We start from the raw sequence: 25,633 nt of genomic DNA, 5'->3' as shown, positions 1-25,633 counted from the left end.
CCCGCGAGAGCGGGGTAATGGAATGAATAGGGACTGCCGGGCTACTGTCCGTCTGCGGATTGGTGGTGTGCGAGCGGGCGGGCGGCGAGGTCGCCGCAGCCATTGGGCCAGCTGTTGGGGCCTTGGAGATGGCCCTGTTTCGCGGTCGCGGTGAAGGTGAGCGCGGTGGCGGTGGCGTCCAGGAGGTAGTTCGGCACCCGGAAACCCTCCGACAGTGCGGTGGGCTTGGTCGCCTCGGTGAGTTCGCTGCCCTTCATCGGGTGGCTGGCCGCCTCGACGATCGTTTGCAGACCCGCGGCGCCGAACTTGCCCACGGTCGATTCCAGCGAGTAGATCGGGATCTGTCTCGCGCCGAGTCCGGCGAGCATCCGGACGTCGTCGACCAGCGGAGTGAGGGTGTCGTACGGCTTCTGTCCACCGACGCCCAGGCTGGCCTGCCCGCCCTTGCCGAAGTACTTCTGCATGTCGGTGTAGTAGGAGGAGACGTAGGCCGATCCGGGATCGACCCCGGACTCTGCGACACCGCTGCGGTAGGCCATCAGATACGTCTGGTCGTAGCCGGGTGAGGATCCGGCGATGTCCAGCGCGTCCTGCAGGGCGAGGTTGCCGTCGTGGAGGTCGTCGACGACCATCGGGGCCTCGGCGGCGGTGACCGCGATGCCGCGGTCGTGTGCCCAGGAGATCAGGTCCCGGTAGTCGCGCAACGCCTTGCACTGCTTGGCGGGGTCGATGTTCCCGTTCATCCACACCGCGAGCTCGCCGAGTTTGCCGCCGGTGAGATCGGTGGTGTAGGTCCGCAGGTTCTGCGAGGAGAACTCCTGGTCGAGTGCGACCGAGGCGAAGCGCAGCCGCTCGGCGTTCTTCCACGACGCCCATGCCTTGACCGCGTCCGTCATCGTCGGCGCGTTGCCCTCGTAGGCCCAGTATCCCTTGTCCGACGGCACCACGATCCACGCGATGACCGGCACACCGAGGCCGTTCGCCTTGCGGACCAGGGACGCCGCGTCGCTGTGCACGCCGGCCGGGACGGGACCGAAATCACGGCCGTAGCGCATGTTCAGGTACAGCGGCACGTGGTTCTTCTTCAGCACGTCCCAGACGGCCGAGGTCAACGCGCTCCGGTCGGCGGGATCGTAGTAGGCGGTCGAATCGTCCGACTGTGACCCTTGCGGAGCCGACGTCACCTCGCCGGCCCAGAAGCCGACCACCGAGGTCGCGGACGCGGCCGGCGTGCTGGTCGGTGAGGGGACCGGTGTGGCTTCGGCCGCGGCGAGCGGCACACAGGCCAGTGCGGGCGTCACCAGCCCGACGAGGCAGATACGCCGGAGAAGGGGGGTGGGAATCATGAGCGGAAATTACCTAGCTACTACTAGGTAGGTCAAGGGCTGTACCCTTCGAAGGTGCCGATCGCAAAGGGGCAGAAGCAGGCTCGCGGCGTTGCCCGCCGCGAGCAGATCCTGGACGCGGCGCTCGACGCGTTCGCCGCCGAGGGCTACCGCGCCACCACCCTGGCCAAGGTCGCGGCTCGGGTGGGGCTCACCGAGGCGGGGGTCCTGCATCACTTCTCGTCCAAGGCCGCCCTGCTGGCCGGGGTACTGCGTTACCGCGACGACATCGACCCCGATGCCGTCGCCCGCGTGGCCGGCGACGATGTCGTCCAGGCCGTTCGCCGCATGGCGGATCTGGCGCGCATCCTGCTCGAACACCCCCGGCTGATGCGCTTCGACGCGGTGGTCGGCGGGGAGAGCGTCGCCGAGGGCGGAGTGCCCTTCGAGCACTTCCGAGCACGCCTCCATGACGCCCGCGAGGCATTGAGCCGCCACCTGCGCGCCGCGGCCAAGACCGGCGCGGTCAGGTCGGACATCGATGCCGACCTCATCGCCGGCGAGGTCATCGCGTTCATGGACGGCGTCCAGACCCAATGGCTGTTCGACCCTGACGCCATCGACCTGCAGCGCATGTACCGGCACTACTTCGACCAGCTCGCAGACCGGCTCGCCCCCATCGCGTCCGAGGGGTCTCCTGATCGCATTGCCCACGACCCCGCACAGACGACACAAAGACAGCGCACCGATTCCCCTGATCAGCCAGAAGCGCTGGGCTGAGGACCGCGCCGGGCGACTGCCTGAAGGCTGAAGGCTCAGCGGACTTCTCAAGGCGCCTCCGTACTGGTCGTAGGCGTCGGCGGTGGGGGTCTGCATGTGGTGCTCCTGGTGGGGGTCAGGATGAGGCGCAGTCGATCGGAAGCTTGCGGGGGGCGGGGGCGAGAAGGCGGCCCAGCCGACCGTGAGGCCGGTGGCGTAGAGCACGCGGACGGTGCTCAGGCCTGCTGCCAGGAGATCCGCCTCGCTGGACAGGACCATCTGGCCGATCCGGTTGTCGACCAGGTGGAGGGACACGGTCCGTCCGTGCAGCCCGGGAGGCGCGGCCTCGGCGAGCAAGGACATGGTCAGCGGTTGACCGACGCCGGGCCCGAGTCCGGCGAGGACCAGGAGTGTGACCGACAAGAGCTAGCTGACCGGGGGGTGCTCTCTCTTGGTCCAGAAGGCCTGCGAGCGTGATCGCCCAAGTGCGGGCTGATCGTTGGGTGGCGGCCGACGACAGGTCAACGACATCCGAGCGAACATCGAGCTAACGGCCGGACATATTGGGCGTGCATCCACGGTTGTAAGCACGTGTTCACGCTGGTCAGGGGTGGCGCGCCCGGCAGGATTCGAACCCGCTTCCAACGTGCGAGATTTGGATCTACGGCGTAAAGATGCAGGCTTTATGTTGTGGCCTGAAGTGGGGACGGACATGGTCGAGGAGGCAACGACCGCTCGGTTCTTTACCGCAGCTGGGCGCGGCGTGTTGGCCAAGGGGTCCCGGCCAACACGCCGTAGTTCGTGGTCAGCGAGCCGCGCTCAGCCTGTTGATGGCTTCGTGGCCGGATAGGAGGCTGGTAAGGGCCGGGAATTGCCTCGGACCGTCGGCGTCGATGAGGTGGGTGGGGCCGTAAGGCCATGGGCCTTTGAAAAGCGCGACGATGTCCAGGCCGGCCAGCGTGGTCAGCGTGCGGTGAACGACGTCGGAGTCCGGGCCGGGGACGGCCAGCCACAGGGTGGGCAGCGGCTTCGCTGATTGCCCCGTGACCTCCCAAAGCGCCCGTTCCTCCAGATGCTCGATGGCGTCCTCGAGGGCTTCGACCAGGCGCAGGGATGACCCGAGCTGGCCGAACGTCACCTGGTGGGCGTCTTCGCCGAGCAGGTCTTCCAGGAGGGTGTGCGTGATGAGGACCTCGGCGGATTCGGTGTCGCGAGTGAATGCGTCGACGAGGGCCGCGCGGAGCAACCCGTCGGTTCCGGGGCCGAGGAGTCCGGTTCCTTGCGGGTAGGTGAAGGCGCGGGCAAGCAGAGGACGGACCGCTGTCCCTGTCGAGGGCTCTGGGTGAAGTCGCCGGGTCACCCGGTGAAGGCGGTTGGTGAGGCGGCGAGGGAGAGGCTTGAGCATGCGGTTCACGTGACCTCCAGGCAGATCGGTGTTCGGTGCGTTGATGAAACCGGTCACGCCTGGTCAAGGCGCTGATCGAAACGCGCCGTGCTGGTAAGTGATCAGCGTGGAAGGACCGTGGTGTGCTGCTCAGCATGCGCGAGCGGCCATGCCACGGCGAGCCGGGAGCCGCGCGCTGCCCCTGGGGAATGAGGGTGGCGACTTCCCGTCATTGCGGGGAAACGCTCAGCCCAACCACGGTGACGGACGCCAACTGTGCCGCTACTCTCTGTCGCCGGAGGTGACGGTGGGCGCGGAGGACGAGGATGCTGCGGCAAGGCTTCTGCAGGGGGTCGTATCCGAGGAGCTGCTCACCGCCTATAGGCGGTTGTTGGCCCAAGACGGCTGCCCGAGTACCGAGGCGGCTGAAGTACTCGGCGGACAGGAGACCGTGGATGCGTTGACCGAGGCGGGGATGGCGTACGTGATGCCGTCCGGGCTGGCGACGTCTCCGCGGCTGGTCGCCACGGCTCCCGAGCTCGCGCTGCAAGGAGCGCTCGCGGCGCTGACACGGAAGCTGGTGACCGTCCACCAACGTCTGCTGGACGGACAGCGCCGGATGACCGATGCGCATCCTTTTCCTGAGGTCATGCAGGCAGAGGCCGATCGGCTGGTGCGTGTCTTGACCGACCGGACCGAGATCGGGGACACCTCCCGCTCACTGCTCAGCACCGCCCGGCGCGACTGGCTGACCCTGGAGAACTTCGCGATGGAGCGGCCCTTGGAGGAGCTGGCCGGCATGCCGCCGCTACCGGTCTTCGACGGCGATGTCCGCTGCCGGACCATCTACCAGGCGTCCTGCGTCGAGCATCCCGTCGGCAACAAGATCGTTCAGATGAACGCCGAAGCGGGGGAGGAAGCCAGGGTTGTACCGAATATCGGCATGAAGATGAAGCTGGTGGACGCATCGGTCGCGTTGCTTCCTCTGACACCGACCGGCCTGCCCTGTGCCCTTCTGGTGCGTTCGCCGGTCATCGTCGGGGCGCTGCGCGAGTACTTCGAGTTGTTGTGGGAGCGTGCGGTCCCGCTCGGTGCCGAGGAACCCGAGATGCTGCTCACTCCGGTTCAGCGGGACATCCTGACACTGCTCGCCGATGGGTTGACCGATGCGAGCATCGCGCGTCGCCTGGGTTCGAACAAGACGCGCGTCGAACGCCACGTGACCATCATCCGCAGACATCTCGGCACCGCCAATCGAGTCGCGACCGGCGCCGCCGCGGCCCGCCGCGGCTGGGTCTGACCACCTCGCTATCTGGAGCGATGATGCCCGACTTCCTCGATTTCGTACCCGTTGAGCGGTTCCGCCAGTGCCTGGCGCTGTCACCGGACGGGACGACCGTCGCCTACTCGAGCAACGCCGGCGGAGCCTTCGATCTGTGGACGATCCCGATTGCCGGAGGCAAGGCCCGCCGGGTGACGAACCTGCAGGATCGGGCCGTCTGGCAGATCGCGTGGATGCCCGATGGCAGCAAGCTCTTCTTCACCGCTGACCACAACGGCGACGAGCAATACCGGATCTACCAGGTCTCTCTCGAGGGAGGAGAGCCTGAGGAGATCAGCTCTGGGCCGGATTGCCAGCGTGTTCTGGCCGATGCTCCTTTCGGCGATGAAGGCCGTTACCTGTTCTATGGCGCCAACGACCGTGACCGCACTGTCCAGGACGTCGTGATCCGAGATCTGGCCGGGGGGACCGAGCGTCGCATCGTCCCTCCCGATGGGGTGATCTTCACGCCGGCACGGCCGTCGCCCGATGGACGGTGGCTGCTGGTGGCCGGCGTGCGCTCCAACACCGACGTCGCCGCCTACCTCGTCGATCTCACCGACTCCGGCGCCGACCCGCGCTGCGTTACCGCCGAGCATGGTGCGGCGCTGTTCGTCCTCGGTCCGTGGGAGCCGGACTCCAGCGCCTTCTACGTCTGCACGGACGTGTGGGGAGAGTTCACCTCGATCGGCCGCTACTCCCTACGCGATGCCGACCTGGCCCGCATCACCGAAGACGAGTGGGACGTTGAACTCCTCGAAGCTGCTGGTGACACCCTGGTGTGGTCTTCCAACCAGGGCGGACGCTCCGTACTGCACGCCACCAAGAAGGGTGTCCCGGTGGCTCTCCCAGAGACTCCCCAGGGAGTCATCGACACGTTCGTCATCACGCCCGACGGCCGGCAGATCGTCCTGGAGATCGACTCTGCCATCAGGCCCAGTGAGATCGGAGTGCTCGACACCGTCGGCGGCTTCCGATACCTCACCGACACCCGCCCGCCGGCGATGCATGTCGTCACACCGGTGGATCCGGAACTGATCACCTACTCCTCAGCGGACGGACGCCGGGTGCACACGCTGGTGTACCGGCCGCACACGCCCGGCCCCCACCCCGTTCTGCTATCAATCCACGGCGGACCCGAAGCCCAGGAACGTCCCGAGTACGCCTACTCGGGGCTCTACCAATACCTGCTCGGTCAAGGCATCGCGATCTTCGCTCCCAACATCGCCGGCTCCACCGGATACGGGCTCAGCTACCAGAAGCTCATCTACCGGGACTGGGGCGGAGTCGATCTGGAAGACCTCGACCACGCCGTCCGCCACATCCAGGTCACATCCGAGCTCGATGCCGACCGCATCGCCGTGATGGGCGGCTCCTACGGGGGATTCGCCACCCTGTCCTGTCTGTCCCGCCTTCCCTACAAGTGGGCGGCGGGCGTCTCCTTCTGCGGCCCCACCAACCTCGTCACGCTCGCCCAAGCCTGCCCGCCCACCTGGAAGACCATGGTCGCCGCCGTGCTCGGCGACCCCGACACCGACGCCGACCACCTCACCCGGCGTTCCCCGATCACCTACGCCGACGCCATCACCGCGCCGCTGCTCATCGTCCAAGGCGCCCGAGACCCCCGTGTCCCGCGGAACGAGTCCGACCAGATCGTCGACCGGCTGCGCGAACGCGGCGTTCAGGTGCGCTACGACATCTATCCCGACGAAGGCCACGGCTTCACCAGCCGCGAGAACGAACTCAAAGCCTACGGAGACATCGCGCAGTTCCTCCTCGAGCACCTCAACGACGCGCCATGAGGAAGCCGACCATCCCCGAAATCGCGGCTCCACTCCGCCTGCTGCGGGACCACTCCGTCGCCGTCTTGTTCGCCTCCCGGCTGATGTCCAGCTCCAGCATCGGCTTCGGGCAGTTCGCGCTGATCTGGGGTGTCAAGAAGGAGGGCTACGGCGCCGGCGGCCTGTCTCTCGTCCTGGCCAGCAACGCCTTCCCCGCCCTGCTCATGATCTGCGGGGGCATCGCCGGAGACCGCTTCCGCCGGCACCAGGTCCTTGCAGGCGCCGACGCTCTGGCCTGTGCAGCGTGGGTGACGGTCGGCGTCGCGCTATCTGCACGCGGCACGCCGCTACCACTGCTCTGCGCGCTCGCCGCCCTCGGCGGAACCGCAACCGCCCTGTACCTGCCCACGCTTCCCGGTGCGGTCGCCGATCTGCTGAAGCCATCGGACCGTCCAGCGGGCAACGCACTCATCAGCCAGACGCAGTCCATCGGCTTGCTCGTCGGGCTCGTCACCTCAGGCCTGGTCGTCACCGTAATCGGCCCTGCCTGGGCAGCGTCGACCAGAGGAGTCCTCTGCGGTTTCAGCGCCCTGCTGCTCAGCCGGCTCTCCACCGGGCGGCTACAACGGGGCAACGCGAAGCCGCTGCGGGACCTGGGCGAAGGGTGGCGCGCATTCAGTACTCGTCCATGGGTCTGGATCATGACCCTGCAGTACACGGCGGTCACCACCGCCATTGTCTGCTACATCGAGATCGCAGGTCCCCTCTACATGCTCGGTGGACACGGCGGCGCGCAGGCCTGGGGCGTCATCCGAGCAAGCGAGCCTCTCGGAGGACTGCTGGGCGCTCTCATCGGCGCGCGCTGGAGACCCACCCGGACCATCCTGGCCGCGGGCTTGCCGATCGCGGTGTCGCTTCCCATGTTCGCGATGGGAAGTGGAGCGTCGTGGCAGCTCATCGCGATCGTCGCGACGATTCCTGGAGTGTCCCAAGCCGTCTACTACGTCTTGTGGACGACTGCCCTGCAGAACAGCTTCCCCGCCGAGGTGCTGGTCCGCGTCAACAGCTGGAACATGGTCGCGAGCTACGCGCTGATGCCGATCGCCATGCTCGTATCCGGGCCGCTGGCGGCCATGGCGGGAGCACAGCACGTCGTGATCGGAGCGGGCGCCGTGGTGCTCGCCGCGACGGCCACAACCTTGCTCACTCTCGCCGCAGCCCCACGCACTCGGGTCTCCCTTCGGAGATCCCTGGCGAGCTGACCACAAACAAGGCTTTATCCTCGCAAAGGAGAGTTGGTGGCTCGCGCCCCCGAGGTCATCGCAAGGCGACTGCTAGAAGGAATCGTTCCCCAAAACCTCCTGGCCCTCTACCTGCAGCTACTGAAGACCGGTAGTTGCCCCCTCCAGGAAGCCGCTCAGCGACTCGGCGGTATCCAGAACGTAGAAGCGCTGGTCGCCGCCAATATGGCCCACTGTGAAGAAAGTGACCGGGACGGAATTTGGTGGGTGGCTGCCAGCTCGGTCGACGTGGTCCTGCAGCATGGATTGGCGACCCTCGCGCATGAGGCCGTCGCCGATCACGAACGTTTGCTGATAGGTCAGCAGCGCATGAGTCAAGCACTACTGGATGCTGAATCAACCACAGCCCCTGCAATAGAACAACTCGTCCGCATCGTGACCGACGCGGACGAGACGGATGCGCTGACGGAGACTTTGATGCGCTCCGCCCAGCGTGACTGGCTGACGCTGGACCTGCATGAGTCCGACGATTTCGCCCTGACGCCGGTCGAAGACGCCAGCCCAGCCTGGTCATCGACCGGTGCCAAGATGAAGGCCATCTACGAGGCGAAGAACGCTGAGACGCAGGCGAGGCGAGCCGGGCTGCAGAGCATCGTCGACTGTGGTGGGGAGGTGCGACTCCTGTCGAAAGTTTCGATGGGTATGAAGATCGCGGATGAAGCCGCTGCACTGATCCCGTTGACCTTCTCCACCTCATCGAGCACGCTGCTGATCCAGTCCTCTGTGATCGTCGGGGCTCTACGGGAGTACTTCGAACTTCTGTGGGACCGTGCGGTTCCGTTTGCGGCACCCGTGTGCGATGCCGAAGGCATCTCCCATGAGCAGTTGACGATCTTGCGACTCCTGGTGCTCGGGCTGACCGATGAAGCCGTCTCGGAGCAGGTAGGGATGAGCGTCACCACTGTCCGGCGGCGGATAGCGAGCATTCGGGACGGTTTTGGGGTGAAAACCCGCTTTCAAATCGGTGCCGAAGCCGTCCATCGAGGGCTGGTTGATTAGCGTCTGCCGCTATTCGCCGGGTAAGCCTGGTTCTTATTCGAATCGCCGCGTCATCGCCCGCATATGTCCACTTTGCCTAGTTTTTGATTTTCGCGGCACGCCGCCCGGCTTGCTGGCGGTCAAGCTTTGCGTCCCTCATGATGGAGCGCAAACGTTCTTAGACGCCTATAAGGCGTTGCAGACGCTCTACCCATCACTGAACGAGAGGAAGTCTGCATGACTCGATCCACAACCAACCGGAGGACATCCCTTCATGGCCGATCACGAGACTCCCGCAGACGAGCGCACCGAACTCCTTGCCGGCGAGCTGCATGAGCGTGCTCGAGCGCTCATACGGCTGATCCAGGACCCGCCCGGGCTCACTCGTCCGGAAGCCGCCCGCACGATCTTGGGCAATCTGGCCCAGACCGCATACCGCTTCGTCAAGCTCTCCGAGCACTTGGACGTCTTCCTCGACGGCGCCCTCGACGCCGGTCGGCTGCAGCACGAGCGCGGCGACGACCCACTCCCGTCCGTCTTGAAGGCGCACGATGCACTGATCAGGGCCACCGAGCAGTCCATGGACCTCGCCGAGTCATTCCGACGCGCCCAAGGAGCGCTCACCGTCATTCACGGCACGGAAGCCACCTCCCCAGACCACGCGGAAACCGAAACGCCGCTGGACGAACAGGCCAGAACAGCGGCCACCGACGTCCAGTCGGCCGCCAAGGACTTCCCGCGCGGCATCAGCGATGTACTGTCCGATCCCGGCTCAGCACCACCCACCGCCGACGGCCCTCGCCGGGCTCCCAAGCCACCGCCTCCTCGTCGCGAGATGTAGCCCAAGGTCGCTGAGCCTCTCGATCCGTGCTCGGTCTCCTCGCCGAGCGAGACGGAGACTGAGCACGGATCTCGATCAGGCGGGGCTGTCCCGCTCCGTCGATGACGCCACGCACCGGCCCCCGGTAAACGGCGGCGCGGAATCCGTCGGTGCGGGATCTGACCGCCGCGCCATTCCCGAGGCCCGGGCCGGCGCAGGGGCAAGATATGGAGTTCGTGCACTTATTGGTTGCTGGACCGGGCGCGGTCCAGCACGAAGCAGTCGGATCGAGCGCGATCCGTGGGGGTGGGAACGGTAGTCGAGAAGAGCAGCGGGCCGGCGCCGTTGAATCGGCGTGCGCATCGCAGTCCGCGTCGGGAACGGTCGGTGCGGTTCTCGTTGTCGGATGAGGAGCATGCGCTGGTGCGGGCAGCGGCAGCGGGGGAGCGGCTGGCGGTCGGTGCCTATGCGGCGCAGGCAGTGCTGGCCGCAGCTCGTGGCAGCGCGCTCCCGCAGTATGCGTTGTTGCGGGAGGCGCTGGCGACGGTGATGCACGCGGCTCAGCAGGTGCGGCGGATCGGGGTGAACCTCAATCAGGCCGTGGCCGCATCGAATGCGGGGGAGCCGCCGCCGCAGCTCCAGCGGTATGCCGAGGTCGCTGCGCGAGCGACCAGCAACCTCGATGCCCTGGCCCAAGAGGTGCGCCGATGCCTGCCGTGACGGCGGAAGTCGCCGATTGATCGGCAAGATCCTTCGGGGAAAGCGGGTCGAAGGCTTGATCCGGTACCTGTACGGCCCCGGGCGGGTGGGAGAGCATCACGACCCGCGCATCGTGGCGGGCTTCGACGAGCCGGACGAGTTGGAGCCCCCTATGAGGGCAGACGGTAGCCGGGACTTCCGGCGGCTGGACGGGCTGCTGTCCCAGCCGCTCGCTCTGCTGGGCGAGCGCAACTACCGCAAACCGGTGTGGCATCTGGCGCTCCGCGCGGCGCCAGAGGACCCGATCCTGGACGATCACCAGTGGGCCGAGATCGCGAAAGAGATGATGGCTCGGACCGGGCTGGCGGCCGATGGGGACGATGACGCCGTCCGGTGGATCGCCGTCCGGCACGGCGAGGACCACATCCATGTGGTCGCGACGCTGGCTCGTATCGATGGTGTCCGTCCGGATGTGTGGAACGACGGGTACCGGGTTCGGGATGCCTGCCGGGCGATCGAGCGGCGTTGGGGGCTGCGGTCCACGGCCCCGGCGGACCGGACGGCGGCGCGGCGGCCCAAGCGTGCCGAGGCCGAGAAGGCCGCGCGATCGGGCCGCGAGGAGCCGGTGCGGGTGACGCTGTGGCGGCAGGTCGCCGCCGCGGCGGCGGGCGCACGGACCGAAGCCGATTTCTTCGCCGCCCTCGAGGCGGAAGGCGTTTTGGTCCGCAAGCGGTACAGCACTCGGTTCGCCGATCAGGTCACCGGCTATGCAGTCGCTCTGCCCGATGACCTGGCTTCGTCCGGGCAGCCGGTGTGGTTCGGCGGCGGGAAGCTGGCCGGCGATCTCACGCTGCCGAAGCTGCGGCTTCGCTGGGGTGCGGATGGTGCGGCTCGTCCGCTCGGCGGACGGCATGTCTCGGAGCGGACGGCACTCGCCGTTTTGCGGACGGCCGTCCGCCGCGCGGCGGACAGCGTCCGGACAACGGACAACTTCGTCCACGCGCTGGAAGAACAGGGGCTGCTCGTCCGATGCCGATTCAGCCGGCTCGAACCGGATCAGGTGACCGGATATGCAGTCGCTCTGCCCAGTGTCGAGGAACCTGTCTGGTACGCCGGCGGCCATCTCGGCGCCGCCTACACGCTCCCTCGCCTCCAGCAGCGGTGGAATGCTTCAGGCGGCGATATCGGCCGGCCGGAAGACGAACTGACGGCCGAGGAGCGTCAGGCGTTCTATGACGACGCCGCTCGGGCGGCCGCGTATGCCACGGCCGAGATCCGGCGGTACATGGCCATCAATCCTTATGCCGCCGAAGACGCCTGCTGGGCTGCATCCGACGCCCTGCGTGTCGCCGCCAAAGTCACCGGCAACACCGACCTCCTCCAGGCTGCCGATGTCTACGACCGCGCAGCCCGCGCCCCGTATGGAAGCGTCCCGCGGCCCAGTTCCGCAGGAGGCGCGTTGCGCGCCGCGGCCGGTCTCCTCAGGCTGGGCGGAGTCCAGAACCGCACCACCGTTTCCATCCTCTTGCTGGTCAGTCGCCTCATCTCACTGCTGGAGACAGTTGCCGAGATCCGCCGACTCCAGCAACGCCAGGCCCAGGCCGACGCGGCACGCCTCGCTAACCGACACCTCGTCCGGGCAAGGATCGCGGCCGGCGGTCATCGTGGGTCACAGGCCGCCGAGCCCGTGCGGCCTTCCCAGGCTCAGCTGGCGATGGCCGCCTTTCCCAACCCCTGGGCACCCATGACCAACGGGCCTGCAGCCGGTCCGGCTTCGAACGCACCGAATCCCGGGAGAGGGCCGCGCCGAAGTCGTTGACCGTGTTGTCTCTAAAGCACCAACACGCCGAACATCTACTTTGATTGACGACCATCCCTGCGTGATTCATCTTGTTGATCACGGACTTTAGTTGATGACCTGTTGAGGTCTTCAACTGGCAAGACTCGGGGGGACCATGAAGATGCAGGTAACGGCGCCCACACAGACTGAACTCGAGGAACGGCGTGCTCGCCTCCTCCGGCTTCACTGGGAGCTGAAGCGGATCGGGGCCTGCGTGCGCGCCCGCAAACCGCGCAACGGGCGCTGGCGGCTCCACATCCGACACGACGGCTGGTCGGAGACGGTCCTGTGCGCGGGAGCCGAAGGAACCTACGCCTACGTCACCGCACACGGCCGGCTGCTCGGAACGACGAACGAGGCACGGTACGTCGCGCGGCTGCTCGTCTGGATGGTCCAGAGGCGCCGCCGGTGAACCCGACTCAGCAACTCCAAGCAATGGCCGAAGGAAACGGTGCCAAGGCCGGGAGGCCGGCGCCGCCGAGTTCGCGAACTCCGGCGGCCGGAGTCGTCCAGTGGGGGATCGCCGGAGTCGCACCGCTGATCGTGACGCTGGCCGTGCTCGGCGGCCTCGGTTCTTACACCACGATCCGGCAGATGGCCGAGCCGCACTTCCGAGGGCTCGCGTGGATCGTCCCGGTCGGCATGGACCTCGGGATAGTGATCCTTCTGCTCTGGGACCTGCTCATGGAGTACCTCGACCTGCCCTGGCCGGTGCTGCGCTGGGTCGCCTGGATCTACATCGCGGCCACCGTCCTGGTGAACGTGGCCGCCGCGCGCGGAGACCTCGCCGGAAGCGTCATGCACGCGGCCATGCCGGTCCTGTTCATCACGGTCGTCGAAGGGGTCCGGCACCTGATCCGCCGATGGGTCGGGTTGATGTCCCCTGACCGGGTGGAACGGGTCCCCGCGGCGCGCTGGGTTCTCGCACCGATCTCCAGCCTGCTGCTCTGGCGCCGCATGGTTCTCTGGCACGTCACCGAATACCGACAGGGGCTGGAACTGGAGCACCAGCACCTGATGGCCGTCTCGAAGCTCCAGGACGACTACGGCAGATGGTCGTGGCGATGGCACGCGCCGCTGGCCGATCGGCTCGCCCTCAAGCGCCTCGCCGCCCAGCCCACGGCGAATGACCCGAACGAAGGCGACCTCACCGACGACAAGCGTCAGGACGAGGAACTGATGGCGATCGCGCGGGAGTTACACCGCGAACTGGAGCGAGAAGGCGTCCAACTCGGCCGGGACCGGCTCGGCCGACGCCTGCGTAAGGCCGGCTACACGATCGCCAACGGCAAGCTCACGCAGATGATCGCCACCGTCCGTGAAGAGGCGGCCAGACGGGAGTCGCCGTGATGAGCCCATCCGACGACGACCAGCTCGCGCAAACGGAAGCATCGGAACGTCGACTCGCTTTCCTCCGCGGACTCGCCGACCACATGGTTGAGCGGCTTGCCGACGGACGTATGCACTGGGACGCCTGGCTGGAGCACGCCGGCCGTCATGGACGGCTCGGATTCACCAACACCCTCCTCATACCGGCTCAGCGCCCCTCGGCGACCGACGTCCGCCCATACGACGCATGGCAGGAGCAGCAACGGCAGGTCCGGCGCGGCGAGACCGGAATCCGGATCATGTCGACGTCCGGCAGACCCCGCACGGTCTTCGACATCGAACAGACCGATGGCGAGATGGTCGAGAAGGCGCGGTGCAGCCCGTCCGAGGGCTTGCGGCGTCTCTCTCTGCTCGCCGCCGACTTCGGTCTCTACGTGGACCGCGGTCAGGGGTGGACCTATCTCGGGCGTCCCGACCGACGCGTCCAGGTCGCGCCCGAACTCGATGACACGACGGCAGCGACCCTGCTTGCGCACCAACTCGCCCACGCGGTCGGGGCGGGCGGATCCGATGACACCATCACCATGGATTCCGCCTCCTGCCATGGCGTCCGGCGGGTGGTGGCGGATTCTGTCGCGTACATCGTCCTGACCAGCCTCGGGTTGGATGCCTCTCACCTGTCGTTCCCGCCTCCGCGGCGATGGGCGGGAACGGACGTCCGGACGGATTCAGCCGGCGCCGTCCGCGCGATCGGAGGACGGATCACCCACACGAGTGGGCAGCTCCTGCGCAGGCTGGGCAACTCTGCCGAGGCAACAGCGTCGTCGACGGAGCCCGCCAACCAGCAAGCTCACCGTCCAACTGCGCCGAAAGCCAAGACCGCTCCGCGGGCACAAGGCGATTCCGTGTCGCCTCTCCGGGCTGCACTCGCCGAGGCGCACCGCTTCTACCGTCGGAATCTGCCGGGAAGCTGGGGCGCCCGCTACCTGGCAGATCGTGGCTTCAGCACGGACGTCCAGGAGCAGTGGGAGATCGGTCTCTCACCTCGATCCCGCGATGCGCTAGTTCGGCATCTCCGTGAGCTGGGACATCTCGATCGGACACTGATCGAAGCGGGCCTCGCGAAACAGAGAGAAGGCGGGGATCTCTCCGATCTGTTTCGCGAGCGAGTTCTGTTCCCTTTCCGGGATCTGGACGGCGCGATCGTCGGCTTCATCGGTCGGCGGCGTGACGGTGTCGGCGGCCCGAAGTACCTCAACACGCCCGAGACAGCCCTCTTCCACAAGAGCGCGGTTCTCTTCGGCCTCCACGAGGGGCGTGGTCGGCTCGCAGGTCGTGCACGCCCCCTCCTGGTCGAAGGGCCGCTTGACGCAATCGCGGTCGGTGTAGCCATGCCGGAGGTGTACGTCGCGGTCGCCACCTGCGGCACGGCGGTCACGGCCGAACAGGTCGAGGCGATCGCCGTCCACGCCGACCTCGAATCCGCCGGCCTGGTCATCGCGCTCGATGGCGATCCAGCAGGGCGGGCAGGAGCGCTCCGAGCGTGGAAGGCCGTGCGTCGTATCACCGGACCGGTCGAGGTGGCCGTGCTTCCGCAGGGCCAGGACCCAGCCGAGATCCTCTCGCCGCCAGGACAATCAGCTGTCTCCGAAGCGTTACTCTCTGCGATACCGCTCTCTGACCTGCTGATAGATGAGAGAATACAGAGGTTCGGAGCCCTGGAGTTCGCCGAGACCCGACTGGCCGCAGCGCAAGCCGCTGCCGCCCTCATCGCCGAGCTCCCGCCCCGCCACATCGCACGACAGGTCACGCGAGTCGCAGACCGCACCGGCATGGAGCCGGCCGAAGTCACAGCTCTCGTCACCGCGGCGATCAGCCCGGACCCGAGCCGGGACGTCTCATTACCCCCGCTCGCCAGCCCGGAACAGCAAGATCCTCCCAGCCGACTCGCCTCACGCACGGCAGCCCACAAACGCACTCACCGGAGAACAGCATGAACCAGCAGCACCCTGACCCGATCGCAGAAGGACTCCAGCACGGCGGGCAACGACTCGTCCAGATCGTCTCCGTCGTGGTCGGGGCACAACAGGCCCTCGCACATCGAAGGCACCGGTTAGAGCTCGTCCGGCGGGTCCAGGACGAAGCCGTCCGTCGAGCCGAAGAGCACGCTGAGCGGACGGCATTGGCCGAGGCCCGAGCACGCTGGTCGCGCGCCCACGACCGCAAGTGGCTTCGCGAGGCGAAGCTACTGGATGTCGCGGAAGTATGGGGCGCCGCAGTGCTCTACGCCCCGACCAACGAGTCCGCGGCCCGTGCCCTCGGCAAGTGCGAGGAGCGCCTCCGCGACCTGCACCCGCACGCGATGAGCCACTACGACCGGCACCGCAGTCAAGGCAGGCAACCGCTCGAAGCCATGACGCTGGCCGCCCCCTTCTTCAGCCGCGACCCCAACGTCCGCACTGGGGACCCAGCGCCCCGCCGCGAAGAACTCTCGGAAGGCACCGGCGCAGAGTGGACGACGCGGCTCCACGGCCCTGACCGCAGTGAATGGGAACGGGCCCGCCAGGAGCAGCGTGCGACCCAACTCGCAGACCGGCTCAGAGCCAGGTTCCAGAGCGATGGGCGCACACCCAACCCTGAGGAGCTGCGTACGGTCCTGGAAATCACGACCAATCTGCCCGAAGACGTCATCGCCAAAGCCGTCCCGATGACCCGGCAAACCAACCCCGGCAGGGGAGCGGACGTGGAACGAGCGGCCGAAGACTTCCCGCTCTCGATCGACGAGGCACTGGAGATGAGCGCGAGCCGCCCCTTCGAGACAGCAGCCGCCCACCGGCCGACCACGCAGGCTCCCGACCGGAACCGCCGACGCAACCTCTGACCGAAGGACGAGACATGACCGCCATCGAGAACAGCCCGTTCTTCTGGCTCGCGCTGATCGGCATCCTCGTGTTCGTCTCAGCGCTGCCCACCCTGATCGCGATCGCCCGCGGCGCGGACGACATCAGCTACCTCATCCTGCTCAACGTGATCTGCTGCGCCACCGTCTTCGGTTGGCCGATCGCACTGATCACCGCGATCAGGTGGCCCCGCCGTTACCCGCGTCCTCCAGCGGCGACGCACCGGTACCCGCCTCCGGCTGCAGGCCGGCACAGGCACGCACAGCGACGAGCGCCATATGCGTGAAGACGTCAGCGATGACGGATGGCTCTTGCGCAGACGCAGCATCACCAGCGCGCCGGGGAGACTGCCAGGGCACGTCATCAGGGAACGCCGCCCTTTGTGGCTGCCAACCCCCACAAACGCCGCACTGTTCGCTGGCGCCGGTGCCCTCCCGGGCTCAGGCTGACCAGGGACACTGGGCCGGTCGCTACTCGGCACCGACGATCTGCGGGCCGATCGGCCGATCGGCAGTAGGTACGCGATGAAGACCAGCGCGGTCACCGGGCTCGGGCGCCGATGGCGTCCAGGGCGGCTTTGAGGTCGGCCAATTCCAGATTCGGTCAGGTCGGCGTTTCCGGCCAGCTCTGATGGGGTGTTGGGACCGCCCAGATGGAGCATGACACGGTGGTAACCGCCCTCCTTCCGACTCTTGGACAGCGCAGTGAGAAGTGCCGCGCGGTCTTGGAAGCTCGAACGGAGGGCGTCCTCCTCGGTGATCTCCTTGGGCGTGACAGCCATGACCGAGTCGATGATGACGATCCCCGCCCAGGTGCGCTGGGTGCTCCCCGCGCGGCTCCGGGGCTCGGCCCACCCCGGAACACCCAGTCGATCCGCCCGCCCGCGATCCTCTCAAGGATCTTCCGCCTGAACAGCACCGGTCCCTTCAACGCCCCCTTCCCCTTCTGCAATCTTCTTCGGATGTACACAGGAGAGGCCACAAGGACCGCCGCCGACCTCCATCTCGGCAGGAGACGCGATGTGTCCGGTTGAGGTCTGAACGTGGCCGTCTCCATGAGCGACACGCCACGATGGTCCCCCGGATCGCGAGGAGACAGCATGAGCCAGGACGACAGGAAACTCGTCTTGTTCGCGGCCGCCGTGCTGTTGGTGATGTGCGTCCTACCCGCAGGTCTGCTGCTTGGGCCGCTCCACCTGGGGGATGGGGAGGCGGCGCGGCTTGCAGCCGTGCTCACGTTTGTCGGCGTTCTGGTGACCGCGTCGGTGACGCTGATCGGGTTCATGGTGAACCGCCAGACCGAGCACCGGCTGCAGACGGAAAAGGCCGAACAGAGCCGTCAGCTCAGATTGGACTCTGCGATGCGCGCGGGGCAGCTGATCGCCCCCGCTGACGAGAGCTCATCCGACCCGGCCGCGCTGGCCTCCGGGCTCCTGGCGCTCACCAAGCTCGACAACGCCGATCTCGCCGTGACTCTGCTGGTCGACCTGTGGTCATCCGAGAATCCGCGTGTGTCCCATGAGACCGCCGTGCTCGTCATCGATGCGGCACTCCGCTCGCCATCGTCCAACGCGCAGCTCATCGCCGCCGAGTTGCTGTGCCGCCACTCGACTCGCCTCAATCCCTGTCAGTCCCTGCACTGGCCGAGTGCAGTAGAGGGCTGCTGGGTGCCCAAACTCAGCCCACGGGCCAAGCTGCTGCTGGTCGAGGCACTGGTGAACATGACACTCGCCGGACCGACCAACGAGAGCGCCCTGCGCGCGGTCGCCGTCCGCCTCTATGGCATCTGGCGCGACGATCCCGACGACCGTGTGCGGGGCTGCATCGGCAAGCTCATCGACTCACTGATCAGCAGGCTCAACGAGCTCGGCTACAAGGACTTCATGCAGGGCACCCAACAGGTCATGCTCAGCGAGTTGCAAGAGGCCGCCCGAAGCAGGAACGAAAACCCGGACGGCTACCTTGACCGGTTGTCGACCAGCTTCGCCGCCGACCTCCGCGACTGGGCCCAGCGATGCGAAGGACTGCCCACAGAACACGGATGCCTCGCCACAGCCGACTGACCGAAACCGCCGGGTATCACTAGCGAACGAGTCCGCTTGAGGGGCCAGCTGACGCTGCCTGCGGCAGATGCGGATACACGATCAAGCGGGGGAACAGAGCCGGAAGGGCCCCTGGATCGGCGAGCGCACCGCGAACGTTGGTCGTCCGATGGATGGGACCGGTCCGGTGCCTTGGCGTCAATCATCTGATTGACGTTTGTCATTCAACTGATTGACTGATTAGGTGACGGTCATGTCGGCACGAAGAGCGCCACGGCCGGAGGATCGCGGGCGGGCGACGGAGCAGACCCGGGAGCGGATCCTCGATGCCGCCATGGCCGAGTTCGGAGCAAAGGGCTACGCCGGCGCACGCACCGCCGGAATCGCCGCGCGCGCGGAGGTGAACGCGCAGCTCATCTCGTACCACTTCGGCGGCAAGCAGGGCCTGCTGGAGGAGCTCCGGCGCCGCCGGCAGGGGATCGATGCGTCCATCGCCGCCTCCAATGCCTCGTTCGACGCGTCAGTCTCCGCCTATCTCGACACGACGCTGGACCGCCCCGACTGGGCCCGGCTGGTGGTCTGGCAGGCGCTGGGCGACTGTCCCTTCGCCGACGCCGAGGAGGGTGAGCGCTACGCGCAGTCCCAGCGGGCCACGCTGGCCCAGGGGGTGCAGCGGATCCGTGAGCACCGGGACGCCGGCGAGGTCACCGACGGCATCGACCCGCAGTTCGCGCTCCTGGTCATCTACGCGGTGGTCTTCTCACCGATCACCCTGCCGCAGTTCGTACAGGAACTGCTGGGCGATGATCCGCTGTCTCCGGCGGTCCGGCGTCGCCTGCACGACCAACTGATCAAGCTGCTCGGCGCAGCCGAGCATTGAGAAAGGAGCCGAACATGGTCGCGGCCGTCTTCGGGGCCAGGGGAAACGTAGGCCGTCACGTCGTCAGTGGTCTGCTCGCGGCGGGCGACAAGGTCCGGGCCACCAGCCGGACACCCGAGACCGCGGGCCTCCTGCCGGGCGTGGAGGCCGTAGCGGCCGATCTTGAGCGTCCCGAAACTCTGCCCGCCGCGCTGGAGGGCGCCGACAAGGTGTTCCTCTACGCCAAACCCGACGGTGTCGAGGGTTTCGTCGACGCCGCCGCGTCCGCGGGCGTCCGGCACGTCGTACTGCTGTCGTCGGCGGCGGTCGTGCTCCCGGACGCGGAACACAATCCGATCGCCCGGCAGCACCGGACCGTCGAGTTGGCCATCGAGCGGTCCGGCATCGACTGGACGTTCATTCGCCCGGGGATGTTCGCCACCAACACGCTGTGGTGGTGGCAGCGGCCGATCCGGGACGAGGGCGTCGTGCGCAACCCGTATCCGGATGCGCAGACCGCACCGGTCCACGAGAAGGACATGGCCGCGCTGGCGGTGACCGCGCTGACCCGGCCAGGCCACCGGCGACAGGCATACACCGTCTACGGGCCGCAGTCGCTCACGCTGTGGCAGCAGGTCGAGCACATAGGCGAGGCCCTCGGCCGGACGATCCGCTTCGAGACGATCTCTGTGGACGAAGCGCGAGTGGAACTGAGCAAGACCATCCCGGCGATCGGCGTGGAGACCTTCTTGCGCCAATGGGCGGCCCGCAACGGCACCCCCGCCCAGGTTTCCACGACCGTCGAGGACGTCACTGACCGACCCGCGCGGACCTTCGCACAGTGGGCCGTGGACCACGCCGACGACTTCCGTTGACGAACCGCGCTGTGCACGCTATTCGGCAGAGCCGCGCGATCTGCGGCATGAGCGGACGAGTGCGGGGAGCATCCCTGAGATCACTACTCGTCCAGTTGCTGAAGCCTCACGGCGGCTCGATCGCCAGCGGCGGCCAGGCCGTCAACAATTCGGTGGTATCGACTTTTGATGTCCCCGACTATCGCACCGCGGTTGCGGAGTTCCGCCAGCCACTCCTCCAGAAACCAAAGATGGTTGGCAAAGAGATCGTAACGCCCGTCGACGATCAACTCAATCCAGATAAGCGCGGTTGTCGTCTGCCATTGCGGGGGTGCGCTCTTGGAGAACTGAATCACGGCATCAGCGGCTTTAGGTTGCCAGCGGGCGAGGCGTAGCCAGCGGTCCGCAAGCCGACCGAGTGTGTCGGGTTGGAGCCAGTCCTCACGGCATCGAGCAAAAGTGCTGTCGATGTCGGGGTCCGATATTCTCGCGTTCGGGGTGGGGAGCATGGCCGCGGTCATGTAGTCGAACCAGTGGTGGCGCTGCGAGCGCAGCTCGGTTCCGTCGCCGATGGCGTCAAGAGCGATCTCCAAGGCCCATGGCCAGAAGTCGGCCATGGATCGTCGAAGCTCCTCGTCATAGGTGAAGACAGTCCTGAATCCGTCGAAGAGCATGTGCAGGGCGTTTGAGTCTACGGCGAGATACTCGACGTGAGCCCTAACGGGCTCTCGATCTCCATCCAGTGTGACCTTGATCATTCGTTCGGCGATCGGCACGTGGTGGATGTGGGCGTGGTGGTCGTATCCTTCCTTCCACCAGTGGGCGATGCCTCTGCAATGGGCGTCCCAGAGCGGCGTCCATAGATCGCTAACCGCGTCTTGAAGACATGGAACTCTGCGGGCGTCGACCATGCATGCCAGCGGCATTCGGAGTCGGTTGACCAGGAGTTGGTCGGCGGCGACGGCCGGGAGCGAATCGCAGAATGGTGGCGGCAGCGGATCTGCTTCCCGCTGTTGCGTTTCTTGGTTCCATGGGCCGAGCTTGCAGTCGATCAGGCCGGCCGTTGCGGCGATCCACGCCGGCGTATGCCGAAGGCATTGATTCGCGCCGTCGTCGATGTCGCAGGGGGCGACCCAAACCGGCTCGCAGCCCTTGACGTATATTGCGCGTACCTCGTCGAAGAGATTCGTCGCGAGAGACCGCAGACAGTTTTCAATGCGCGTCCGGTCTAGACCTAGGTTGTCGAATGGTGTGAGGAGAAGCAGCGGTGCGGCCGCAGCCGCGGCGCGGTCAGCCCCCATCGAGAACCACGATCCACTGTAACTCAGCCCGTCGGTTCGTGGGTTCTCGGCGGCCCACATAACGGTGTCAGCCGCCCAGGTCACACTGGACGTATCTAACGTAGCGAGGCTCATGGCGTGGGCTCGCACAGTTGCTGCGGCGACGGCCACGAGGCCGTTTTCCGGCCAAAGCATTCCTTCTGGAACCTGGTCCTTTTCGTCGAGGCTGCGGGCTGTCGCAAGGTCCTCAGCGAGGTTTTCAACTGGCCAGTTTTCGGGGTCGTCGTTGTAGCGCGCGTAGCGGTTCTGGAGGCCATAAAGAGCGTTCGTCGTTTCGAGTTCTGCATTGCGGGGCTCGAGCACCCTCTCGATTCGCTCTGGGCGCTCGAATTGGATGGCAATCTGGTCCCCGCGCCGGCTGAGTCGATAGTTCTCGATGCGAAACTCTTCTGACCAGCTCTCGATCAATGCCAGGTAGTCGTCGTAGTCGCTCCCAGCACCCGCGAGTTCGGCCCGGGCAGTCTCGAGGAGTTCGGTTCCGATCGCCTGGAGTTGGGCGAGTCGATCATCGTCACCAGTGAGCCGAGCGTTAACCACCATCGCGCCCACGGTCTCATGGAAGGTGTGTCGACGCCGATCAATCCCGGACAACTTGTCAGCGTCCGCATCGCGTACCCAAAATCCGTAGTCGCTGGTAACACGCCCGGTCTCAAGGTGCCAGATGGCCGGGGAGGCCAGGAAGGGATCAAGAAGGATCCCTGTTGCGTCGGGGTGTCGAGTCAAGAAGCCCACCACTAGGCCAGGTACCGCGAGGTTGTGGCAGTCGCGTAGGAGAAGCTCGATGATCGTTTGGGCTGGTACTTTCACCTTCTCCAGAAGGTGGTCGATGAAGCGTTCCAGCGCAAGGAGCGCGCTCATGCACGCGTACGGTCCGACACTCGTTCCGCGATACCACGCCCAGACGTGGCTGTCGCCGACATACAACCGATGACCAATCCCAGGCAGATCGAGCTGCACACCTTTTAGATCTTCAGGCTCGCCAGATTGGCCGCTGAGAGTTGCGAGTTGATCAACTCGGAATTTGGCCGCGTGATCAAGCATCCGGTTGATGAAGCCAATTGTTTCGACCGGGATCGTGTTGAGCAAGCGGAAGAATGGGCCGTAGTGCCAAGCGGCCTGCGGCACGCCGAAACCAGAGGTAAGTCCATGCTTGAAATCCCGGATGCCGTCCTCGAAGGCGTGACCACTGCCCCAGCGGTCACGTGGATCTGGCAGCTCGATGTAATAGGCCTCAGCGAGATCCAACAGCAACTTCGGTCGAGTCTGCGACATGCTGAGAGCGACAATCGCCGACTCCACGGCGGGGTTGAGGCTTCCCGGCCTGTCTTGGGAGACTTCACGGAGCCACGCCTCCGCTCGGTCGTCAATGTCCGCTCCCAGAGAGGCGAGCGCCTCGATTGCGAAGTCATCGTAGAACGGCGGGTCACTATCAAGGATGATGTCACGGACGTCCTGACGGAGGGGATCCGGCTGTCGACGAGTAGTCGCCATTCCACGTAGCCAAGCTAGGACGATGTTCTGAGTTATTTCGTAGATGGCTCGATTGTCGACCTGCGGTCCGCGCTCGATCTTTGGCCGTTCGCGGAAGGCGACCTTCACGAGGGGCGCAAGCGAGTAAGCATCGCCGATGGTTCCGGTCACATATCGGGTCTCGGCGAGGCGGAGCAATGTCATGAGGGCAGCACAGTTGTTTTCCGTCAGAGTCCCCCACAATTCGCGAATGGCTGCCTCGGCGTCCCCGAGTGTGAGAAGGGCTTCGTACGGTACTTCCAACCACCTGTCGCCATGAGCATTAGCGATCTCACTGAAGGCCATCGACAGGCTCGCCCAGCCACTCGAGTCGTTCCGTTGGAGCAGTGCGGTCTGGCATCCGAGGCGAGCCGCTCGGATCGACCAGCGCGGGGCTCTGGCCGAAGCAAGGGGTTCCCATCCGTGCGTGATGAAGAGCCGACAGAGCGCGAAGTCACGGAACAGATCGCTTGCGAATTCATCGCCGGGCGAGAGGGCAGGGTTGTTGGGGACTCGGAGGACACCGTCCGAGCGCAGCTCAGCCGAGCCGGTTCCGTGCGGTGGGTTGGCGGCGACGCCGATGGTTCGTTTAGCCACACTCAGGGCGGCCTGCTCACGATCATCTGGGGAGGCAGCATCCGGGGCATGGATCTCGTCCCGACGGATGAGGCTCCGCCACACTGCAGCGAACACATCTGCTTCGCACAGCAGGTCGGCTGGGTCGAGAGCCGCGCCGGTCCGCAGCAGCACGTCAACAAGACCTGGTCGGCCAAGGAGCCAACCTGCACGCGGGTCACTGCCCAAACGGGCGAGCGCGGCGAAGGTCGCCGGAAGGGCTTGGCGCTCATGGTGAGTCAGCGGCCCCACGACGTGTTCAGCCGGAGCGCCGCCTGATCCAGCCAGCTCTCTGGCGCGTGCCAGCTCGTCACGAACCTGGCGCGAGCCGTCGCTTCGCGTGACGGCCACGACGCCGAAGCCGGCCCTCAGAGCAGCTGTAGCGAGTGCCCGGAAGGCCCGACCCTTGCCTTCGAGAACAGCCTCCGCCCCATCGACCAAAAGGAGGCGGATGGGTCGCACTTCCCCGGCTGCCATGACATCGTCGATAGCCGATCCGCCCAACTGGGACTCGAGCTCTGCCGGGGTATGGGGGAGATCACGCAAGCTGAGAGCGTAGACAGCCGCGCCCTCCTCTTCGAGTGCCTCGACCGCGCGCAGCGACAAGGCGGACTTCCCTACATCTGGATCGCCGGTGACCACGAGAGCACCAGTGGACGCGCCCACTGACCGCATGGCCTGAATGAGGCTCGATCTTTCCTCGGCACGCTCCAACTCCAGTGACTGTGAGGCCGACCGCAAGGCCGGATGAATCGACTCGCGCAGCCAGACGCCAAGTCGGCCGATTGCCTCCCACGCGCTTGCGAACCTGGCGGATCCCGAAAGCGGGTAGTCGCTTAGGCTCCGGCGGATCACGGACTGCGTCAGCACTGCCGCCTGCGGCGCCCATTTCCCCACGAGCTCCTCTATCCGCGAGAAGAGTGCGTCTGCCGTGGCCGGCGTGCCGTTGCGGATCACACGCTGCAATGCGGTTACTGCTACAGTTCGGTCTGCCCGGTCTGTCCTCTCCAAGTGCAGGCTTCGCGTGCTGAGACTTGAGAGGAGCCGCCAGGTCAGCTCCTCCGCGCCCAATCCGTTGGTTGAGGCGAGACCCACCGACGCTTGCCTAACCAGGTCCTTGATGTGGTCGTAGCGCTTACGAAGATCGACATTCGTTCGCCCTGACTGCGTCAAACGATTCGCCAGGGCACCCGCGTTTGGAAGGGACCAGGCAAGCTCCGCTAATTCAGCGAGCTGCATTATCGCGTTGGCGTTCGTGGAGACCGCGAGGACGATCTGCCACCGTCCTGAAGACGCCTCGGACCAGTGGTCCGTGACGATCGCCAAGAAGTCTCGGATCAGGGGAACGGACGCGCTGTCGCTCGATGTAAGGGCAGGGCTCCTGCGGACGGCAATCGATGAGCGATGAATTTCACCCTGAGCGTCGCGCCCCTCGATGAGGATGTCATCGACGTCGCTCACATCACTCGCTTGAAGTCGAATACTGTCGACCGATATGCCGTCGCCAAGCTCGGGCAGGGCGTCGCCCGCGAGGAATCCAGCAATCAGACACGCCGCATAAGAGTGCTCCAAGCGGACACCACCGCCGCCCGTCGAGTACGGGCTCGATCCCATCGAAGGCGCCGCGGCAGCAGGCATCATCTCCTCCAACCAGGCGCTGATCGAGGGGTTCGAGACCGCGAGCTGCCACAGGAAGGCTCTACCCGACTTCTTCGAAGTGGCGAACCCGGCTTCTGCCAATGTGGCCAGCGCGACGTTTGCTGTGGTGGGGGATACGCCCAGAGCGGTCGCGACCTTACGGCCAGAGAGTGGGGTGATGCTATCGGCAAGCACCTTAAGGGCGCCGTACTCACTCTCACTAAGAGTCGCCCGAAGCGTCTCTCCCGCAGTCGCCATCGCACCAACGTAGCAGGCAATGTCCAGTATTGCTGGACATGACCTGGACGCTGCGGCCCAGCAATCATCTTGGTGCGGGGGG

At 66.2% G+C, this 25,633-nt stretch carries 19 protein-coding genes; 16 read left to right on the top strand and 3 right to left on the bottom strand.

What is annotated here, in order from left to right; translation table 11 throughout:
• Positions 1–41 precede the first annotated feature (41 nt).
• Positions 42–1,346 (bottom strand): hypothetical protein, encoded by a 1,305-nt coding sequence (locus AB0C78_RS17480; protein WP_360748507.1) that lies wholly within the window; start codon positions 1,344–1,346, stop codon positions 42–44.
• 54 nt (positions 1,347–1,400) lie between these two features.
• On the opposite strand from AB0C78_RS17480, the gene AB0C78_RS17475 reads away from it, so the two are divergent.
• The gene (locus tag AB0C78_RS17475) at positions 1,401–2,105 is read left to right on the top strand and encodes a TetR/AcrR family transcriptional regulator (RefSeq protein ID WP_360748504.1); all 705 of its coding nucleotides are present in this window, start codon (positions 1,401–1,403) and stop codon (positions 2,103–2,105) included.
• A gap of 784 nt (positions 2,106–2,889) precedes the next feature.
• On the opposite strand, the gene AB0C78_RS17470 is transcribed toward AB0C78_RS17475, so the two are convergent.
• The gene (locus AB0C78_RS17470) at positions 2,890–3,498 is read right to left on the bottom strand and encodes a hypothetical protein (protein WP_360748501.1); all 609 of its coding nucleotides are present in this window, start codon (positions 3,496–3,498) and stop codon (positions 2,890–2,892) included.
• Positions 3,499–3,775: 277 nt separating this feature from the next.
• On the opposite strand from AB0C78_RS17470, the gene AB0C78_RS17465 reads away from it, so the two are divergent.
• The 15 genes from AB0C78_RS17465 (at position 3,776) to AB0C78_RS17395 (ending at position 20,212) form a co-directional block, all read left to right on the top strand.
• Positions 3,776–4,768, top strand: coding sequence for a helix-turn-helix transcriptional regulator (locus AB0C78_RS17465; RefSeq protein ID WP_360748498.1), 993 nt, complete (start codon positions 3,776–3,778; stop codon positions 4,766–4,768).
• A gap of 23 nt (positions 4,769–4,791) precedes the next feature.
• Positions 4,792–6,591: a S9 family peptidase gene (locus AB0C78_RS17460; protein WP_360748495.1), complete on the top strand. Its 1,800-nt coding sequence runs from the start codon at positions 4,792–4,794 to the stop codon at positions 6,589–6,591.
• Positions 6,588–7,832 (top strand): MFS transporter, encoded by a 1,245-nt coding sequence (locus tag AB0C78_RS17455; protein WP_360748492.1) that lies wholly within the window; start codon positions 6,588–6,590, stop codon positions 7,830–7,832. Before AB0C78_RS17460 ends, AB0C78_RS17455 begins: the two co-directional genes overlap by 4 nt.
• A 36-nt stretch (positions 7,833–7,868) precedes the next feature.
• Positions 7,869–8,870, top strand: a complete 1,002-nt coding sequence (locus tag AB0C78_RS17450; RefSeq protein ID WP_360748489.1) for a hypothetical protein — start codon at positions 7,869–7,871, stop codon at positions 8,868–8,870.
• A 253-nt stretch (positions 8,871–9,123) separates the two neighbouring features.
• The gene (locus AB0C78_RS17445) at positions 9,124–9,690 is read left to right on the top strand and encodes a hypothetical protein (RefSeq protein WP_360748486.1); all 567 of its coding nucleotides are present in this window, start codon (positions 9,124–9,126) and stop codon (positions 9,688–9,690) included.
• Positions 9,691–10,056: 366 nt separating this feature from the next.
• Positions 10,057–10,389: a hypothetical protein gene (locus AB0C78_RS17440; protein WP_360748484.1), complete on the top strand. Its 333-nt coding sequence runs from the start codon at positions 10,057–10,059 to the stop codon at positions 10,387–10,389.
• Between the two features lie 16 nt (positions 10,390–10,405).
• Positions 10,406–12,187, top strand: coding sequence for a hypothetical protein (locus AB0C78_RS17435; RefSeq protein ID WP_360748481.1), 1,782 nt, complete (start codon positions 10,406–10,408; stop codon positions 12,185–12,187).
• 235 nt (positions 12,188–12,422) lie between these two features.
• Entirely contained in the window at positions 12,423–12,620 is a 198-nt protein-coding gene (locus AB0C78_RS17430) for a hypothetical protein (protein WP_360748478.1), read from the top strand.
• Positions 12,617–13,558, top strand: a complete 942-nt coding sequence (locus AB0C78_RS17425; protein WP_360748475.1) for a DUF2637 domain-containing protein — start codon at positions 12,617–12,619, stop codon at positions 13,556–13,558. The genes AB0C78_RS17430 and AB0C78_RS17425 overlap by 4 nt, the downstream gene beginning before the upstream one ends.
• Positions 13,558–15,534 carry a toprim domain-containing protein gene (locus tag AB0C78_RS17420; RefSeq protein ID WP_360748472.1) on the top strand — a complete coding sequence of 659 codons (1,977 nt, stop codon included), beginning with the start codon at positions 13,558–13,560 and terminating at the stop codon, positions 15,532–15,534. The genes AB0C78_RS17425 and AB0C78_RS17420 overlap by 1 nt, the downstream gene beginning before the upstream one ends.
• On the top strand, positions 15,531–16,418 hold the full coding sequence (locus AB0C78_RS17415; RefSeq protein WP_360748469.1) for a hypothetical protein: 888 nt from the start codon (positions 15,531–15,533) through the stop codon (positions 16,416–16,418). The genes AB0C78_RS17420 and AB0C78_RS17415 overlap by 4 nt, the downstream gene beginning before the upstream one ends.
• Positions 16,419–16,432: 14 nt before the next feature.
• Complete coding sequence (locus AB0C78_RS17410; RefSeq protein WP_360748466.1) at positions 16,433–16,723, top strand: superinfection immunity protein; 291 nt, start codon at positions 16,433–16,435, stop codon at positions 16,721–16,723.
• Between the two features lie 813 nt (positions 16,724–17,536).
• Positions 17,537–18,499, top strand: coding sequence for a hypothetical protein (locus tag AB0C78_RS17405; RefSeq protein WP_360748463.1), 963 nt, complete (start codon positions 17,537–17,539; stop codon positions 18,497–18,499).
• Between the two features lie 232 nt (positions 18,500–18,731).
• On the top strand, positions 18,732–19,358 hold the full coding sequence (locus tag AB0C78_RS17400) for a TetR family transcriptional regulator (protein WP_360748459.1): 627 nt from the start codon (positions 18,732–18,734) through the stop codon (positions 19,356–19,358).
• A 14-nt stretch (positions 19,359–19,372) separates the two neighbouring features.
• The gene (locus AB0C78_RS17395) at positions 19,373–20,212 is read left to right on the top strand and encodes an NAD(P)H-binding protein (protein ID WP_360748456.1); all 840 of its coding nucleotides are present in this window, start codon (positions 19,373–19,375) and stop codon (positions 20,210–20,212) included.
• A gap of 83 nt (positions 20,213–20,295) precedes the next feature.
• Here AB0C78_RS17395 and AB0C78_RS17390 read toward each other — a convergent pair whose 3' ends face one another.
• Positions 20,296–25,551, bottom strand: coding sequence for a hypothetical protein (locus tag AB0C78_RS17390; protein ID WP_360748453.1), 5,256 nt, complete (start codon positions 25,549–25,551; stop codon positions 20,296–20,298).
• Positions 25,552–25,633 lie beyond the last annotated feature (82 nt).

The sequence above is a fragment of the Actinomadura sp. NPDC048394 genome (genome assembly GCF_040651755.1).
GTDB classification, from domain to species: domain Bacteria; phylum Actinomycetota; class Actinomycetes; order Streptosporangiales; family Streptosporangiaceae; genus Spirillospora; species Spirillospora montaniterrae.
Note: the sequence above shows the minus strand (reverse complement) of the source record. Positions and strands in the feature narration are given on the sequence as shown.